General features: G+C 41.9%; 15 protein-coding genes. All 15 read right to left on the minus strand.

Features of this window, described 5'->3' with window-relative positions; all coding sequences use genetic code 11:
- Positions 1-103: 103 nt before the first annotated feature.
- Entirely contained in the window at positions 104-586 is a 483-nt protein-coding gene (locus H525_RS0116415; protein WP_027417071.1) for a spore coat protein, read from the minus strand.
- A gap of 286 nt (positions 587-872) precedes the next feature.
- Positions 873-1,112, minus strand: coding sequence for a hypothetical protein (locus H525_RS24475; RefSeq protein ID WP_035101619.1), 240 nt, complete (start codon positions 1,110-1,112; stop codon positions 873-875).
- A gap of 49 nt (positions 1,113-1,161) precedes the next feature.
- The gene (locus tag H525_RS29065; protein WP_281172633.1) at positions 1,162-1,290 is read right to left on the minus strand and encodes a hypothetical protein; all 129 of its coding nucleotides are present in this window, start codon (positions 1,288-1,290) and stop codon (positions 1,162-1,164) included.
- 90 nt (positions 1,291-1,380) lie between these two features.
- Entirely contained in the window at positions 1,381-3,066 is a 1,686-nt protein-coding gene (locus tag H525_RS0116430) for a glycoside hydrolase family 13 protein (RefSeq protein ID WP_027417072.1), read from the minus strand.
- A 93-nt stretch (positions 3,067-3,159) separates the two neighbouring features.
- Positions 3,160-4,212: a LacI family DNA-binding transcriptional regulator gene (locus H525_RS0116435; RefSeq protein WP_027417073.1), complete on the minus strand. Its 1,053-nt coding sequence runs from the start codon at positions 4,210-4,212 to the stop codon at positions 3,160-3,162.
- 67 nt (positions 4,213-4,279) lie between these two features.
- Positions 4,280-5,749: a glycoside hydrolase family 32 protein gene (locus tag H525_RS0116440; protein ID WP_027417074.1), complete on the minus strand. Its 1,470-nt coding sequence runs from the start codon at positions 5,747-5,749 to the stop codon at positions 4,280-4,282.
- A gap of 108 nt (positions 5,750-5,857) precedes the next feature.
- Positions 5,858-7,312: a sucrose-specific PTS transporter subunit IIBC gene (locus H525_RS0116445; RefSeq protein WP_027417075.1), complete on the minus strand. Its 1,455-nt coding sequence runs from the start codon at positions 7,310-7,312 to the stop codon at positions 5,858-5,860.
- Between the two features lie 279 nt (positions 7,313-7,591).
- Positions 7,592-8,011, minus strand: a complete 420-nt coding sequence (locus H525_RS24480) for a hypothetical protein (RefSeq protein ID WP_051331107.1) — start codon at positions 8,009-8,011, stop codon at positions 7,592-7,594.
- Between the two features lie 151 nt (positions 8,012-8,162).
- The gene (locus H525_RS24485) at positions 8,163-9,605 is read right to left on the minus strand and encodes a purine-cytosine permease family protein (protein WP_051331108.1); all 1,443 of its coding nucleotides are present in this window, start codon (positions 9,603-9,605) and stop codon (positions 8,163-8,165) included.
- A gap of 83 nt (positions 9,606-9,688) precedes the next feature.
- Positions 9,689-10,747, minus strand: coding sequence for a 2,5-dihydroxypyridine 5,6-dioxygenase NicX family protein (locus tag H525_RS0116460; RefSeq protein ID WP_027417076.1), 1,059 nt, complete (start codon positions 10,745-10,747; stop codon positions 9,689-9,691).
- A gap of 28 nt (positions 10,748-10,775) precedes the next feature.
- On the minus strand, positions 10,776-11,597 hold the full coding sequence (locus H525_RS0116465; protein WP_027417077.1) for an alpha/beta fold hydrolase: 822 nt from the start codon (positions 11,595-11,597) through the stop codon (positions 10,776-10,778).
- A 96-nt stretch (positions 11,598-11,693) separates the two neighbouring features.
- Positions 11,694-13,202: a 4-hydroxyphenylacetate 3-hydroxylase N-terminal domain-containing protein gene (locus tag H525_RS0116470; RefSeq protein ID WP_027417078.1), complete on the minus strand. Its 1,509-nt coding sequence runs from the start codon at positions 13,200-13,202 to the stop codon at positions 11,694-11,696.
- A 226-nt stretch (positions 13,203-13,428) separates the two neighbouring features.
- Positions 13,429-14,214: an isochorismatase family protein gene (locus H525_RS0116475; protein ID WP_027417079.1), complete on the minus strand. Its 786-nt coding sequence runs from the start codon at positions 14,212-14,214 to the stop codon at positions 13,429-13,431.
- Between the two features lie 311 nt (positions 14,215-14,525).
- Positions 14,526-15,254: a glycerophosphodiester phosphodiesterase gene (locus H525_RS0116480; RefSeq protein WP_027417080.1), complete on the minus strand. Its 729-nt coding sequence runs from the start codon at positions 15,252-15,254 to the stop codon at positions 14,526-14,528.
- Positions 15,255-15,345: 91 nt separating this feature from the next.
- Entirely contained in the window at positions 15,346-16,641 is a 1,296-nt protein-coding gene (locus H525_RS0116485) for an ABC transporter substrate-binding protein (RefSeq protein ID WP_027417081.1), read from the minus strand.
- Positions 16,642-16,655 lie beyond the last annotated feature (14 nt).

Raw genomic sequence — 16,655 nt, forward strand, 5'->3', positions numbered from 1 at the left:
AATCTTTACCTGCTGGCGTGACAGTTGATATTCAGGCTGGCGTGACAGGGATGTAGATTGAAGCCCTTTCCTAAACAGGAAGGGGCCTCATCTACGGTTTACTTTAAAAAGTCGATAAAATATCAAGCTTTACAATTAGGGCCATTAATACCTGAATTAAGAGCCGGATATTGGCCGCAATGTCTAGATTTGTTGCCGTTACACTAACGCCGCGTGAATTTGCGATATACGTCTTTTGATGACTGATTTGTTTCATTTGCGTTTTCTGGAGAAGCTCCTGTATGATTTGTGCCCCTCTTTCACTGCTTGCAATTGAAACACTTACAATAGCGGTAATTGCAACCTGCAGTGCTGCCTGAAGATTTACTGCCGCTTGTGTATCTGTAGTCGTTACTGTTATATCACAAGAGTCTTTAATAATAATAGCTTCCTCGGATTTTTGCAGGGTATCGGCGAGTGCGATAGCTTTCTGTTCAATTGCAGCGTTGGCATGTTCCAACGGATGAACACCACTTTTATCTAATGCACGAATCCTTTTAGATTCGTTTCGGTGGTGCCTGCCCGATTTTCTTACTTTTTTAGACATTTATTATCTATCTCCTTTTCAGCTTATAAGTGTACAATTTTCGCTTTTGTATAGACAGTTCTCTACGCAATCGTACCTTGCCTTATTAAAGAAAACTTGGCTAGCGCCAAACCGAAGGCGCAGATGATAGCCTTAGTTGCACTTATGCGTATAGGAAAGTTATACTTTCCTATCTTGAAATAACTTTATTTCATCATCTGTTGGTGTTGCGTTAGCGGCATGGATGTCTATACGCATAAAAAGAAAGTAGCCGTGACGCGGTTCGTCTACGGCTGCTTTCTTTTTATCATTGCTTCTCTGAACTGGCATCTAACTCAACCAACCGGGTATTATGTGCATGCAAAAACTCGTCCACCTGTTTTTTCAGGTTTTCAACCAATGTTATTATTTCTTGCTTTTGTTCTTCCGAGAGATTGGTTTTTTTATCCGGTGTAATTTCATATTTATTTAATACGTCTGAAACTAATATTTTGGCTATATCGAATGTAATATCATCCAACTGTTTCATACTATTCGAATCGCTCAAAACTCATTCCTCCTTTTTAATTCTATATATGAAAAAATAACCATCACGGTTACTTGGAAAAAGAAAAAAAAAGGGGCTGTCCTAAAAAGGGCCCAGCTGCCTGCTGATTAGCTTCCTGGAACGCTTGCTGCTCGCTCTCGCTTTTATACCGGTTGTATATTTGTTCAAGATTGTCCATTTGTATCACCCTCCTACCCTTTTATGCATTCTTCCAAATGCAATTTTATTCATTCGGCACACCGTGGATCTTGAGTTAAGAGAGCACAACTTAACGAGATAATTTGTATACGCGCGATTCGTACGGACGAAGGAGAAACTCTTTTATATCCTGATTTACATCGACCGTGTAATTGCTTATTAGCAGCTCTTTCGAATGAAATTGAATGTCTGGCGGCAGCGTAAAGACCGTTTCTTGCTGATAGAAATTATTAAGGACCAAAAGCTCTTCCTTTCCTAATTTTCTTGTATAGGCGAATATTGAATCATGGTCTTCTAAAATCAGATCATAGGAGCCATACACAATAATTTCATGCCGCTTACGAAGTTCAATTAACTTTTTATAATGGTAAAACACAGAGTTTGCATCCTCTAAAGCCCGGGCCACATTAATTTCTTTATAATTAGGATTGGCCCGAATCCACGGCGTTCCTGTTGTAAAACCTGCATGCGGCCCGCTGGTCCACTGCATCGGAGTTCTGCCATTATCACGGCTTTTTGCATAAATTGATTCCATTACTTCTTTTGGATTCAAGCCTTGTTTGTCCACTCTATCCCTGTAAATATTTGACGTTTCAATATCTTTATATTCCTCAATCGTTTCAAAACGTACATTTGTCATTCCAATTTCTTCACCCTGATAAATGTATGGGGTTCCCTGCATCATATGGAGCAGTGTAGCGAGCATTTTTGCCGATTCAGTCCGATATTCCTTATCGTTTCCAAACCTTGAAACAATTCGCGGCTGGTCATGATTGTTCCAGTATAAGCTGTTCCATCCTTGTTCCCCCAGGCTTTTTTGCCATTTTGTCAGGTTTTCTTTTAAATCATGCAGGTCGAGAGGTTTTAGATCCCACTTTCTTTTCCCTGGTTGTTTGTCTAAGCTCATATGTTCAAACTGGAATACCATATTTAATTCATGGCGTTCTTCGGCAGTATACAACCGGGCCTGCTCCGGGGTCACTCCGGGGCATTCCCCTACGGTTAAAATGTCGTACGCTGACAAAACTTCCCGATTCATTTCTTGAAGAAAATCATGAACCCGTTCCCCATTTGGGTGATATTCTTTATTATGGATGTTTCCATTCTTGAAATCTTCATAGGAAGAGAGAAATTCTTTTTTAGAAATCATGTTGATCACATCCATCCGGAAACCATCAACACCTTTATCCAGCCAAAATCTAATCATGTCATAAATTTCTCGGCGAACTGAGGGATTCTCCCAGTTTAAATCCGGCTGTTTTTTGGAAAACATGTGAAGATAGTATTCTCCCGTCGCGTTATCATACTGCCAGGAAGAGCCGCCGAATGAGGCAGTCCAATCCGTCGGCTCTTTTCCGTCTACACCCGGACGCCATATATAATAGTCACGATACGGACTGCCTTTTGACTTGCGGGATTCAACAAACCATGGATGCTCATCCGATGTGTGGTTAACGACTAAATCCATCACCAATTTTATCCCTCGTTTATGCATCTCTTCAAGCATGTGTTCCCAATCCTGCATGGTACCAAATTCATCCATTATGTCCCGGTAATCGCTAATATCGTACCCGTTATCATCATTGGGTGATTTGTAGACAGGAGATAACCATACAACGTCTATCCCAAGCTTTTTTAAATAATCCAGCCTGGAAATAATCCCTTGAATATCCCCGATTCCATCCCCGTTGCTATCCATAAAGCTTCTTGGGTAAATTTGATATACGACACTCTCTTTCCACCACGCTTTTTTCATTCTAAACACCTTCCTTGTGTAAAGCTTTACATTTTATTGCCTTTTGCGAAGAGGATTTTCATCCACCTGCAAAAGTTGAAATTGCTGCCGCCTTTACTGCGGAGAAAAAATATTGCCTATCATCCGTCCATCCGATGGTTTTACGCGTGCAACACTTTCCCTTAAATGAATCGTATAAGGAATCAAGTGCTTTTCAAATTTCAACTCATTTGATTCGATTTGCTTCAATAAAATTTCAGCGCCCACTTTTCCCAGATCAGTATAAGAATAATGGACGCCGGATAGTTTCAGGCGTAAAGCTTTCGCTAATACGGTATCATCCAGTCCCAGAACAGAAATTTCATCGGGTACGTTCACACCGTGATCCTGTAAACAGTTTATCGCCCCTATTGCCATCCCATCATTAACCGCAACAACGGCGGTTAGTTCCTTCTTTTCAGAAAGGAGCGATTCCATTTTCCAGTAACCATCCTCGATGGTGTAATCTCCATTTTTTATAAGGGCTTCCTCAACTTCCAATCCGCTTTCCAGAAGTGCGTGTACAAACCCCTGCTGTCTTTCGATAGCGTTTGTCGCATTAACAGGTCCTCCGATAAAGGCAAATTTTGAATGGCCAAGTTCGAATAACCGTTTGGTCGCTTCCTTAGCAAACCTATAGTTATCAAATGCAACATAAGGAATTTTTTCTTGGCTGGTTTTTTGCAACAGCACAACGACCGGGATGGGCAGTTTTTTAATGATTTTACTATGCTCTTTTTTAAACTCCCGTGTCGCAAATAAAATGCCTTCCACACGTTTCGAACGAAAGATTTCAAAATGTTTCATTTCGCTTTCAAAGCTGCCGTTTGAACAGGAAATGAGCAGATTAAAATCATGCTGTTGAAGCACATCGTTTACCCCATTGATCGTACGTGGCAGGCCTTCCCCTATCATACTGTGAACAATCATCCCAACTAGATGCGTTTTCTTTTCCGCCAGTTCCCTGGCAAGTACATTAGGCCGGTATCCCGTTTCTTCAATGATCTTTTCTATTTTCTTACGCGTACTCTCTTTCACCGGCCCGGAGTTGTTGAACACCCGTGAGACGGTCGCTATCGACACACCGCATTTTCTCGCAACTTCCTTTATGTTAATGTCTTTTTTCATTAATGCCTCCTAAGTAACTGAAATAACTAGGAACATTATACACAAGCCTACAAACGAAGGGGGGTGACTAATAATCCCATTTCATTGCTTTGAAGCGGGCCTCCCCGCCGATAGCAAAGAATTGAATCTTCCTGCTTTCTGGTTTGGAAAATATCCTGCCTGTAAACACTTCTTCCCCATCGTTGACAAAAATCTCTACTGATGATGAATCAACAAAAATGTGAAACTTTATTTTTTCCGCTTCCAGCCGGCATTTTCTTACCGTTCCATATTCCGCCGCCACTGGTTCTCCCGAATCGCTCCGGTCAAAAACCACCTTTTTATTGAGCCAATCAAACTTTATGATTGTTTTTTCTTTTTCTCCTACCCGCAGGTGTATGCCAAACTCATCCGCATCCTTATTATGAAACTCACATATCAATTCATACACCGCACCTTCGAACCCATTAAATGCTTGGATTTCATTATTGAGCGTTTCTTCCATCTCTTGTTTTTGTGTACGCAATGTTTGCAACTCCGGGATCGGCTGTTGAATTAATTTATTATTTTTGATTGACAGTTCTCTGGGCAGTGTTAAACAATGCGCCCAGCCATTTACACTAGTCGGAGTCTCAATATCAGGCAATCCCATCCATCCGACCAAAAGGCGCCGTCCGTTCGGGTCCAGCATCGTTTGCGGCGCATAAAAATCAAACCCCCTGTCCAATTCAATAAATTCACCGTGAATAAAACACCGGGTTTCAAGGTTTATCTTTTCGCCCATCAGGTAACCGGATTGGTAAATATTTTGATAAAAATCACCTTCCGGCTGCAATCCCTGCGGAGAAAACATAAGAATCCCGTTGTTTTCCAATTCAAAGTAATCGGGGCATTCCCACATGAATCCAAAGGTTTGTAAACCGGTTTCAATTTCACCCACGAACTCCCAGTGAGTGAGGTCAGGAGATCGGTACAGTACAGCACACCCGGTTTTATTCACACGCTGAGCGCCAATTACGGCATAGAATGTATCCCCTTGTTTCCACAGCTTCGGGTCGCGAAAATGATCCGTATACCCTGCGGGAACACTTCGGATGACAGGCTCCGCAAATTTTGCAATCTTACCTTGTCTGTCCATCACCGCCATACACTGATATGGATGTCTTATCCAGTTCTCATCCCGCGTATTGCCGGTATAGAACAGATAAAGCTTTCCGTTATATTCCAGAGCACTACCTGAATACACACCGTGGCTTTCAAAATACTCTTTCGGTTCAATTCCTATTCTACCATTATCCCAATGGACCAGGTCCTTTGATTTCATATGATACCAGTATTTCAATCCATGAACCGGACCTAGCGGGAACCACTGGTAAAACAAATGATATTCACCATTAAAATAAGAAAATCCATTTGGATCATTTAATAATCCTGTCTCCGGTTGAATATGAAATGTCTGCCGCCACAAACAGTTAGCCACCCGCATTTTTAATGCATCCAGTTCTTCACGGGCAACATCTTCAATGCGCCGATAACGTTGTTCATTTGTCCATTCCATTTCGTTTACCCTCACTATCAAGAAAATAGGTGAAAAGAAAACCTGTCCGCTCTTTGTTTACTATTTAAAAAATACAGGAGAATCCTGGGATTTTCCTGTATTGCTCCGTTATCCAACTTCTAATCCGCTATCTTCACCTGCATTTTTCCGTTTTTCATATCTTCTGGACAAAATAATCGTAAATCCGAATGCAACGACAAAAGAAATGACCATACCGATAATATAATACAGCATACAATCAGGGCGAATCGAAATAATTCCCGGCAACCCGGCTGCACCCATGGCAACGGCCTTTACTTTAAAAAACGTACAGTAGGCGGATGCTACAGCAGAACCAACAATCGCACCGATAAACGGATATTTGAGCTTTAAATTAACCCCAAACATAGCAGGCTCCGTAATGCCAAGCAGGGCAGAGATCCCCGACGCTGAAGCAATACTCTTCATTTTGGCGTTTTTTGTAATTAACAGTACTGCCAATGTGGCTGCACCTTGGGCTACGTTAGACATTGCGGCTGTTGGGAAAATAAACGAGCCACCTGTTTTCGGAATATTGGCCAATAATTGCGTCTCCACTGCAATAAAGCTATTATGCATCCCGGTAATAACAATCGGTGCATAGAATAGCCCAAATATACCTCCGCCGATAAATCCGGTTGTGTTATAGAGCCAAACAAGGCCGTCTGTCAACAAATTACCTGCTGAACGTGTGATAGGACCCACAATTGTAAATGTCAAAACACCTGTAATGAAAATGGATAATAAAGGAGTTACTAAGTTATCTAACCAGGATGGGACGACCTTCCTGAGTGCCTGTTCTATTTTCGCCAGAATGTAGGATGATACGAGAACAGGCAGTACGGTTCCCTGATATCCAACCTTTTCGATGTTAAATCCAAAGATATGCCATGCCGGAACATTCCCTTTTACCAGTGCTGCACCATAACTATACCCATTTAACAAGTCGGGGTGAACCATTAACATACCAAGGGCAGCCCCTAAAAACGCATTGCCGCCAAATCGCTTCGTCGCGGAAAAACCAATCAAAATCGGCAAAAATACGAAGGCGGCATTGGCAAACGTGTTTATCATTGCAGCCAAGTCCGCAATATTCGGGTACGCTTGAATTAATGATTTACCTTTTACAAAAAAATTCTGAGCCGTAAACAGGTTATTAATCCCCATTAATAAACCACCGGCAACAATCGCCGGAATGATCGGCACAAAAATATCGGACAGCGTTTTCACAAACTGCTGCAGAAGGTTTAACTTTTTTGCTCCGGCTCTCTTCACATCAGCGGTCGACATTTCTGTCATCCCGGTGAGATCAGCGAACTCCTTATATACTTGATTTACCGTTCCTGAGCCTATGATAATCTGAAATTGTCCTGCGGTTGAGAATGTCCCCTTAACAGCATCCATGCTGTCTAATTTCGCCTGGTCAACTTGCCCTTCATCTTTTAAGGCAAGGCGCAGCCGTGTAGCACAGTGCGCCGCAGCCGCAACATTCTCACTGCCGCCAACCGCGTCCAAAACTTCCTGGGCCACTTTTTTGTAATCCATATGATTTATCCTCCCTTTTGTAAAGCTTTACATTATGCATTAAAAAAATAAGAGCGTTACGTGTAAGCCATTACAATTTGTGAAACAAAAGCCTTTGTAAAGCTTTACATTTTTCTTAATAATAAATACTCTTTAAATATAATAAATTTTAGCCTTCCGGTCAATAAAAATTGAGGACTCCCCCATCCGACATGTGGCGTTTTTCGCCTCAGCTTTCTGACGTTGAGAAAATCCTATGCTTCGTATATCATTGGATGTTATTTAAGTTTCTTTCTTTTTTCATTTTGCCGCTTTAAAAGCTGGTCCATAATAATCGCTCGGCTGCAGCACCTTCGTAATAAACCATCCTTCTTTACCGTTTACAGGCAGTTTTTCAACAACAAATTGTTCCGTGCCTGTTCCGCTGTCACCCCCGGATGTTACTTCAGGGTAGATAATCGTGTATTGTACGGCTGTTTCGCTTAATTTCTTCTCTTCTTTTACTGTAATGGGGCCAACCCATGGGCTTGATCCGCCGGTCACCCAGTTTCTTTCGCGCAGATTCTCTCTAACCTGATCGCGCAATTCCGGGGATAGGGCGGCATATTCGAGAGCTCCGCTGCGAGCCTGCTCTCCGCGCCCCCACAGTTTCATCGCTATAAGAGAAGTGAAAAAAACAAGCATGAATCCGCATAATTCACTATTATGCATAGTATTCATGCTTATTTCTCTGCTTATTCAGAGGTATATTCGATAATATAGCATATTTTATACAAGATATACCCTTAGCATTCCCCTTCCATACAACAGGTGTCTGAAACATTGGGAATGGTAGGATTTTGTAAGTTTAAAAACATTCTTGTTAACAACACTATACGTTTTTGATAGCCTCATCATTAAACTCTTTTGAACTATTGTGAAACAGTTTTGCCAACATGTAATACAACAGGGCCCCAACGATGGCGGATGAGGTAAAACTTAAATCTATGCCCCCAACAGCATGTACGAGCGGGCCAGTGTAAACGCTGGTGCCTGTGAACAACAATCCTACAATGACACCAATAATCCAAGAAACCATTGCGTAAATGTTAAACCCACCAGAGTACCAATAGCTACTTGACTGCGAACTGATGTGTAGATCTAAAGGCTCATATCGTCCCTTCACTAAAAAGTGGCCGACAAGATTGATCGCTAACCATGGTGACACGCCAACGATGATAATAATAACGAACGCATCTATAAGGTCTACCATATTGGACACATATACGCCCATAAGCACTAATATAAACCCGATAACGGCCATTATTACTGTGGTCGTAACCCGTTTAAGCGTCCACCCTATCGTTTCGAGAGAAAGCCCGGCACTGTATAAACACAAGCTTCCGTTTGGCAGACTTCCAAATATCCCGGCAACCATAAGTGGTGCAGCCCACCAGATAGGAGACCCATCGATGATGCCCTCAACAAAGGGAGTCGATAGATCTTTCACCGTTGACATCATATATGCTGCAGGTACCATAGCTAACCAGCAACCCACAAACATTCCTAGAGACGTCGCCCAAGTTAGCTTTGTCGAACTATTGTGATTAGGAACATACCTGCTATAATCTCCAATAAACGGTGCATAAGAAATGGGAACGGATGCGGCTGTGATCATGGCGAGAACCCACGTAGGCCAAAAGCTTTCTAATAGGTATTTGCCCCCTTCATAACTCGCGTTAAAGTGTGAACCAAATATAAACAAAGATAAAATGACAATGGTTCCAACAAACCAAGTTCCTATTTTTTCAAACAAAACCACCAATTTATGGCCAATGATAGCCACTGTGGCGGTTACTGCGCTGATGATGATGCACCCTATCAGTAAAGTGCCGTTTCCTTGTGACCATCCAAACAACCTGTGACCACCCGAAACGAAGGCTTGAGCACCAGTCCAAACCATTAAGCCGTAAAATCCTAACGCTATGACGATGTCAAGAATCGATCCGATCACACGACCTTTAACTCCAAAGTGCGCTCCACTAGCGAGCGCTCCATTGGTACCTGTTCTCTGTGACAAAATAGCCAATGGCCCAATAACCAATGAACCAATCGCAAGCCCCACGGTTAATGCCCAGAAGGCAGCCCACCATCCAAGCCCAAACACAATGGGCAGCGAACCGATGGCCATAATTCCATAAGCAAACTGCGAACCGCACAATACATAAAACACATTTGATGCTTTAGAATTCCGCTCATTCTCCGGAATCATATCAACACCCCGTGTTTCAATCGGGGAATGCTCTTTAAGATAACCCATTTTGTCACTCAACATATACCCCTCCATTTAATGGTTGTTTTACTTATTTGTAATTCGCGCAATCCCTGCATAGAAGTTTCAACACATTTACAATAGGGCTATTTTTTACCATGCACTTCGTAATGCTGTGATGTAACGGGTTTCATCTCGTCGATGACAATATCTCCGTCTTTAACAATCAACGTGTCGTCGAGATATAATGTACAATTTTTCATAGGTAAATCAAGATGGCAAGGGGTATCGTTGCTTCCTCCTAATTCGGAATTGGGACCCAACGAGAATAGGACATTTCCATAAAACGCTCGCCCATCCATTCCGAATACCTGATTGTCAAACGCCAAACTATGCCATTGCGCTCGCTCATTAAGTCCCCAACCAATATGTGATATCGCATAAGCACGAGGATCTTTAAAGCTGTCCATATATTCCTTCATCAGCATGGCGTCAAATCCACCTTCTATCTTCGTGACATACCCATTGTTTATCGTTAAATGTATTGGCTCCTGTACATACCGATTAAAGGGGAACAAAATATCTCCTTTATCCATAACGACGATCCCCTCGACTCCGCCATCGTTGGAAGATGTTGCAGAAAAACAGCTTGGTAAATGGTCCCATTTTCCTGGTTCATCGGCAAAACCATATTCGATAAGGATTGGATATTGTCCCAACTGGTATCTGACGTCCGTACCCGACTGATTGGTGAATCTTAGTTCCTTAGCGTTTCTTAACAACTCTGTTGCATAAAGCACCCTTTGCTTATCGCTTTCTTTTGGAAACATTCTTTTGATAACATCGAATGGTTCGACTACCATCAATATTCTTACGCCTTCGTTTTGGAGCTCCAACTGTTCTTTTGAAAATAAAAGGAGAACTAAGTCAATGACCAGATCTGCCTTTTTCAAGCATTCCACAGCTACTCGATTATCTGTTAAAGGAGTGATACCGAATGAGCCTGTATGGCCTCTGTTGGCAGATGGTAGTTTCAATTCAAAAGCATTTGCACCAATTTGGGAAGCAGCGTTTAAAAATGCTTTTGCATAATCTGCCCTAATCTCTCCAGAAGTTAAAACTGCCATAGTTTCTGTCGGCTTTAATTTGCATAACTCAAGTTCATCTTTAAATAAAGCAACCATTTCATCAAACTCAGCGTTCAATATACACACCTCTTTCAATTTGATAGATTTATTGATTTATAGTTTTTTCAATAAAAGAAACAATAAAATTAGCAGTTTGTTCAGGATCATCCTTATATACCATGTGTCCCACACCTTTGATCCTTTCCACCTTCATTTGGGGATTGAGCCTCTTTAACACCTCTAATTCATTATCACGAATCGTATCTCCAAACTCGGCAGCCAAAAGCAATGCAGGCGCAGAAAGCATTCTTATGAACACTTGGAAAGGCTCCCTTAAGAGTGATTCATATGATTGAATGATGGCTTGTAAACTATTATTTCGATATTCTTCAGCTCTTTCGGCCACTTGTTCTTCCGTGAAAGAAGGAAAAAAACTCCGGAATAATTCCATATCACCCTGGTCAACAGCCTCCTTTTGTTTTATAAACATAGACAACGGGTTTGGGTATATCTCTCTTTGTCCTGGGCCATTAATTGGAGGGTCAATTAATACCATACCGGAGATTAGAGATGAATAGCGACTACCGAAAGCGGCGGCAATTCTGGCTCCCATGGAATGACCCACCAAAACCGGCGGAACTGGATTATCTACTAATGCGTTAACTACATTCAGCAAGTCCTCTGTATAGTCTTTTAACAAGTAACCTTCTTTAGGCGAATCGGACAGCCCCCTGCCCCTTATATCCATTGACAGCGAATAATACTTTTCCGGCATAAGATTTAGGACTTTTATAAATGAATAGCTGTAACTCGTGATGCCATGCAAGAAGATAACCGGAATGCCGCTTTCATTCCCTTTGGTAATAAGATGAATTTTGGCGTTTACACCCTTCACGAATAAGTGTTCAAAATATTCAATTTTATTCACTTCTTATTCCTCCTTTCGACACATATTTTATCTAAAAATATACCGCTAGTTATGACAACGTCAGTGAATTTCATCGGCCTCTACAAGAATCTTTTATTATGCCAGAGGAAGTCCAATCGATTTACGGATTTGGTTCATGAAAGGCGTTCTATCATATTCGTGATAGAGGCGCTCACGAAGCAGCGGTGCGGGCAACGCGTTCACGTTTTCGAACAGACCTACACGACCTGCATGGGAATCGGTCGTAATATCCCAAATAAAGTTCATTAACAGGTTCTTCTGCTTGGATGTTAATCCGCGACCAAATAACAGTTCCTCTAATTTTCCACCAATATACGGATGTTCATAATCTTTTTCCGAGAACCTCATGACCAGCCCCTGTCCACACAGCTCCTGGAGGTGATGAATCATTTGCGGATAATGTACAATTCCATAGAGTCGCCCTGCTGTAAGCATATTGACATCCGGCCACATGACTCCATCTTCGGTCAGTTTAGCTAATTCCTCAGAAGCTAGCACATACGCTCTCAGCGTTTGAGCATACTGGATGACTTCCGATACGATGGAACGCACTCCTGGGATTTTTCCTGTTCCCAGCGCCTCGACAATGAGTTGGGCAGCCCCCACATACATTTCAGCCTTGGTAGCCAAACGCGAAAGAACGTGCCAATGCACCCCTAATACTACACTGCCATATAACTCATTGAGTTCCGGAACCCCGTAGTTAAAAATTCTCCATTTTTCCACAAAAACGTTATCAAAAATCAAGAAGGAATCCATTTCTTCCCCGCGTGATTTTACCGGGTGATCGTAGGAACTGGCAGAATCCACAGATACCGTTTCGCGGCATACAATATGGACGCCCGGCGCATTGATGGGAACAGCTAACCACAAAGATTCTTCCGGTAACAGACCGGGGCGCATCAAGTTAGAGAGTATCATTTCATTTCCTTGGGAAGAAACAGAACCCACCGCCTTCGCTCCGCTAATATAAATCCCTTCTTCCGTTTCTTTCACCACCCTCAACAGGGCTGGCGTTGAGTCTCCCCCTTTCATTTTGCTCCCTAATTCCACATCGAACAAACGAGCACCCGCTGCGGCGGCTTTGGAGCGGTCATTTTGAGGATCTACCAACACCTCCGGTCCCATCAGATTGTTTTTTTGCGCATAGTCGATATAGTGAAGAACATTCTCCGCATATTCCGGCCTTTTTTTGCGGAACTGGGAGAGGTACGCGGCCATCCCTACAGGCACAAGGGGAGCAAGATCAAATGGGCGGCCAAACACTCCAAAAGTTTCCTGAGCGACGTAATCGATGAGTTCCCGGCGGCTTTTAAGATCTTCTTTCGTCCTTGGAATCATCCAGGCTTTACTTACACGTTCACCTAACTCCGGGTTCAGATACGTAAGTCTATCCTGCATTTCCGGATCATGCTGGGCATCAAAAATTTTAGCCATGATATTGATGCCACCGCTGGTAGCCGGGTGAGCTGTCACATCCGGAATGAGTTCACCCTTGTAATACACAGCACGACCATCACGAAGGCTTTCTTTGTACATCTCACCTGTTTTCAAATATTTCGATAATACCTGGGTCTTTTCCATTCTTTCTCCTCCTTTAATACGATAGAAAATTCTTTCCATAAGCAAAGAGTAAAACATTAAAACTTCACCAAATCCACCAAATCAACCAAACTTACCAAACCTTCCATGACCTTATTCTATCTTGTGCCTTTTATTTTGTCAATATAGAACGTTTTAAATTTGCTGAATAATTTAAAAAGAAGAAAACCGTGATTATCTTAACGATAATTCACGGTTTCTTATACGCTTAATCCAGCTGCTCTATCGGCGGTTTCATGCCTTTTAATACCTTCTCCAGATTCATTACATCTGCGTATCTCGCGTTTAGGTCTATTAATGTCGAGTTCTGCAAGGTTTGATTACGATCTCCTACAGCTTCTTTAGGAATGATTACTCTGTAACCCCTTTGGAGGGCATCTACCGCGGTCGCTCTTATACTTCCACTGGTTGTAGCACCAGCCAATATTACAGTATCTATCTGGCGTTTTTTCAGAAAATCATCTACTTCACGATTATATACGTCAGTGATATGTACTGTAGGATTAATCATATCGTAAGAATGATCACTAAGGGCTGGATGAATGTTGACCCACGTACTTTGACGATCTAAAATTTGAAGTGATGGGAATTTTTGGCACCATAACCTAGATACCTCATTAGTTGAGTCGTATATTGTTATACTAAAGATAATCGGTATGTTATGTGAAACTGCTTCTTCTATAAGTTGTTTTGTTGCAGAAATTTGATTTTCAATCTTAATGGATAATTGAGAATGTGGTTCAGTAAAAGCTATCGTTAAATCACGAATGAGAAGCGCCGGTTTTTTACCAAACCCAATTTGTCCCGAAAATCCTTGTTCAGAGTAAAGTTGTTGTAACTCATCTAGAATATATCTTCTTTGTCCTCCAGGAGTATATAAAACCTTTAAACCATAGCCTTCAATCATTCCATTCTTCTCTAACCGGCGCAATGTACTGGGTGAAACTCCCAGTCGCTTTGCAGCTTCAGATATATTTAAAAGATTCTCATACATATTAATTCCTCTTTTCACAGAACTCAGTTTAAATGTTCAAACAACTTGTTAAAGTTACAAAAAGTATATAAACCTCTTGAAAATACCATTATTATATCATAACAAGAGTGTTGATTAACCGGTTTTAGCACACTGTTTCCATATAAATTTGAAAGAATTGTTGCTTATTTATGTTACAACCACACAAAAAAAATAAGCATGCACCCGCATAGTTTCACTATCCTATGCCTTGTGTTCATGCTTACCTTCATTCTTGTTCTCTGCCTATTCACAGACGTATTCGGTTTTTTCAAATGGATGGTGTATAACTATTATCTCCTCGCCGAAAACCAGCGCTCTGGATAATTCGTGCAGATTACTATCCGTTCATCCATTGATGCGATCTCCCGCATATATTTTGGATCATCAATCGTCCATGCCACAAATTCGACTCCCCGGTTAAGTAATGGTCTTACAAATTCCTCCGTTAAATATTCATATCCCATGGATAATACGGATGCCTTCGTATAATCAAGCACCTCATCAACCAATACAGGGAACCCGTAGATTAAATTTCCTGTTTTTATATCAGGCGCTATTTTTGCAAATGTATGAATCGTTTCATGGTTAAAACTTGTAATCATGATATCGGATACCATTTCATATCGACGGACTAATTCCGCTACTTTTATTTCTATGCCAGGATACCAATCGCCTGCACGTTTGATTTCAATATCTAATTTTACCTTTCCCATGGTTTCTCGCAGAACCTCTTCTAAAGTAGGAACCATTTCTCCGGCATAAGCAGAATTGAACCAAGATCCCGCATCAAGTTTTTTAAGTTCCTCCAGAGTGAGAGCCCCAACTCTTCCTGTACCATTGGTAGTGCGGTCAACCGTATAATCGTGGATAACGACCGGTATACCATCTTTGCTCATTTGAACATCGATTTCAATCATTGAAATGTCAGGTTCATTAGCAGCCATTTTGATCGCAGCTAATGTGTTTTCGGGTGCCCGACTCGACCATCCGCGGTGGGCTGCACATAAATTCTTTAACATTGTTTTCTCCTCGTAAAGAAAGTTTCCGCTTTATTCTGTGTGAAAAACAGGAGACTGCTTACGCTGCCAGCAGTCTCCCCTACTAAAATGATTATTTCTGCAGCAGTTGATTAGCTTTATCTGCAGCTGCCTTCAGCGCATCCGCCGGAGTAGCCTGACCTAAGATTGCTCGCTGGATTTCATTCATAATAACTTCCTGCAGTTCTTTATATCCAGGGGATGCTGGACGAGGTTGCGCATATTTTAATTGATCTACAGCCACCTTAAATTGCGGATGCTCGGTAAAGAATTTCTTCATTTCCGGGCTGTCGATAGCAGATTTACGCACAGGCATATACCCTGTATTCTCGGTCACTTTAATGGTTTGTTCCTTGTCCGTCATATACTTAATAAATTTCCATGCCGCATCTTTCTTTTGTGACTTCGCCAGCATAACCAGGTTGGCTCCCCCGGCAGCTACTCCATAATTTGCTTTTTTCGGCAAAAACGCAGTTCCCACTCTGAATTTCGCCTGATCAAGAAGCATATTTAAACTGCCCGTTGAGTCAAATATCATGGCTGCTTTACCGTTCACAAAATCATTGTCAGCGGCTTCCCACGCGTCATATTTGGCACCCGGAGGCATTTTCATGCTCCCCTCGTCCATCATGCCTTTCCAGAATGTAATCGGTTCAATCGCCTGCGGTGAATTAAAGAGGGCTTGTTTTCCGTCTTCGCTTAAAATTTTACCGCCATTTTCGAACACCATTGCTTCATAAAACCAGATATCAATTGGAGTTGAGAATCCCCATTCCTGCCCTTTTTTAGACAGCTTTTCGGAATAGGATTTTAATTCATCCCATGTTTTCGGCCCGTTTTCATCTAAGCCGGCCGCTTTTAATTTATCTTTATTTATATAAAGGAGAGGTGTCGAGCGGTTGAACGGAATTCCGTAGAATTTCCCCTTCCAGTAAGAATTACCAAGAAGTCCGGGTACGAAATCATTTTTATCTGTGCCGTTTTTGCCTGTTACATAGGGGGTTAGATCTTCCAAAGCTCCACTGTTAGCAAACGACGCCATAGAGGCCACCTCGATTTGCGTTACATCCGGTTGATTTCCAGCAGCAATCGCAGACAGTACTTTTGCGTGGTTATCATAATAGTTGCCCTGGAAAGTGGCATTAACCTTCACTTCGTTTTGAGAATGGTTAAAATCATCCACCATTTTCTTTACGGCTTCCCCATTTTTCCCGCTCATAGCATACCAGAAATCGATAGTTGTAGGCCCGTTTGAACTTGCCTGCTTGTCTGCTGAAGCACTGGGTTGGCTGGCTGAAGATCCGCACCCGGTTAAGATAGAACCTAATAAAAAAACGGAAGAGAGTACAGAAATAATACCTTTTTTCACGAAAGATACCCCCG

Source organism: Aneurinibacillus terranovensis DSM 18919 (genome assembly GCF_000430625.1).
In the GTDB taxonomy this organism is placed as follows: Bacteria; Bacillota; Bacilli; order Aneurinibacillales; family Aneurinibacillaceae; genus Aneurinibacillus_B; species Aneurinibacillus_B terranovensis.

Excerpts from the sequence above, each read along its gene's own strand:
- H525_RS0116415 (WP_027417071.1), bottom strand. The coding sequence starts at position 586 with ATGTCTAAAAAAGTAAGAAAATCGGGCAGGCACCACCGAAACGAATCT.
- H525_RS29065 (WP_281172633.1), bottom strand. The coding sequence starts at position 1,290 with ATGGACAATCTTGAACAAATATACAACCGGTATAAAAGCGAGAGCGAG.
- H525_RS0116430 (WP_027417072.1), bottom strand. The coding sequence starts at position 3,066 with ATGAAAAAAGCGTGGTGGAAAGAGAGTGTCGTATATCAAATTTACCCA.
- H525_RS0116435 (WP_027417073.1), bottom strand. The coding sequence starts at position 4,212 with ATGAAAAAAGACATTAACATAAAGGAAGTTGCGAGAAAATGCGGTGTG.
- H525_RS0116440 (WP_027417074.1), bottom strand. The coding sequence starts at position 5,749 with ATGGAATGGACAAATGAACAACGTTATCGGCGCATTGAAGATGTTGCC.
- H525_RS0116445 (WP_027417075.1), bottom strand. The coding sequence starts at position 7,312 with ATGGATTACAAAAAAGTGGCCCAGGAAGTTTTGGACGCGGTTGGCGGC.
- H525_RS24480 (WP_051331107.1), bottom strand. The coding sequence starts at position 8,011 with ATGAATACTATGCATAATAGTGAATTATGCGGATTCATGCTTGTTTTT.
- H525_RS24485 (WP_051331108.1), bottom strand. The coding sequence starts at position 9,605 with ATGTTGAGTGACAAAATGGGTTATCTTAAAGAGCATTCCCCGATTGAA.
- H525_RS0116470 (WP_027417078.1), bottom strand. The coding sequence starts at position 13,202 with ATGGAAAAGACCCAGGTATTATCGAAATATTTGAAAACAGGTGAGATG.
- H525_RS0116475 (WP_027417079.1), bottom strand. The coding sequence starts at position 14,214 with ATGTATGAGAATCTTTTAAATATATCTGAAGCTGCAAAGCGACTGGGA.
- H525_RS0116480 (WP_027417080.1), bottom strand. The coding sequence starts at position 15,254 with ATGTTAAAGAATTTATGTGCAGCCCACCGCGGATGGTCGAGTCGGGCA.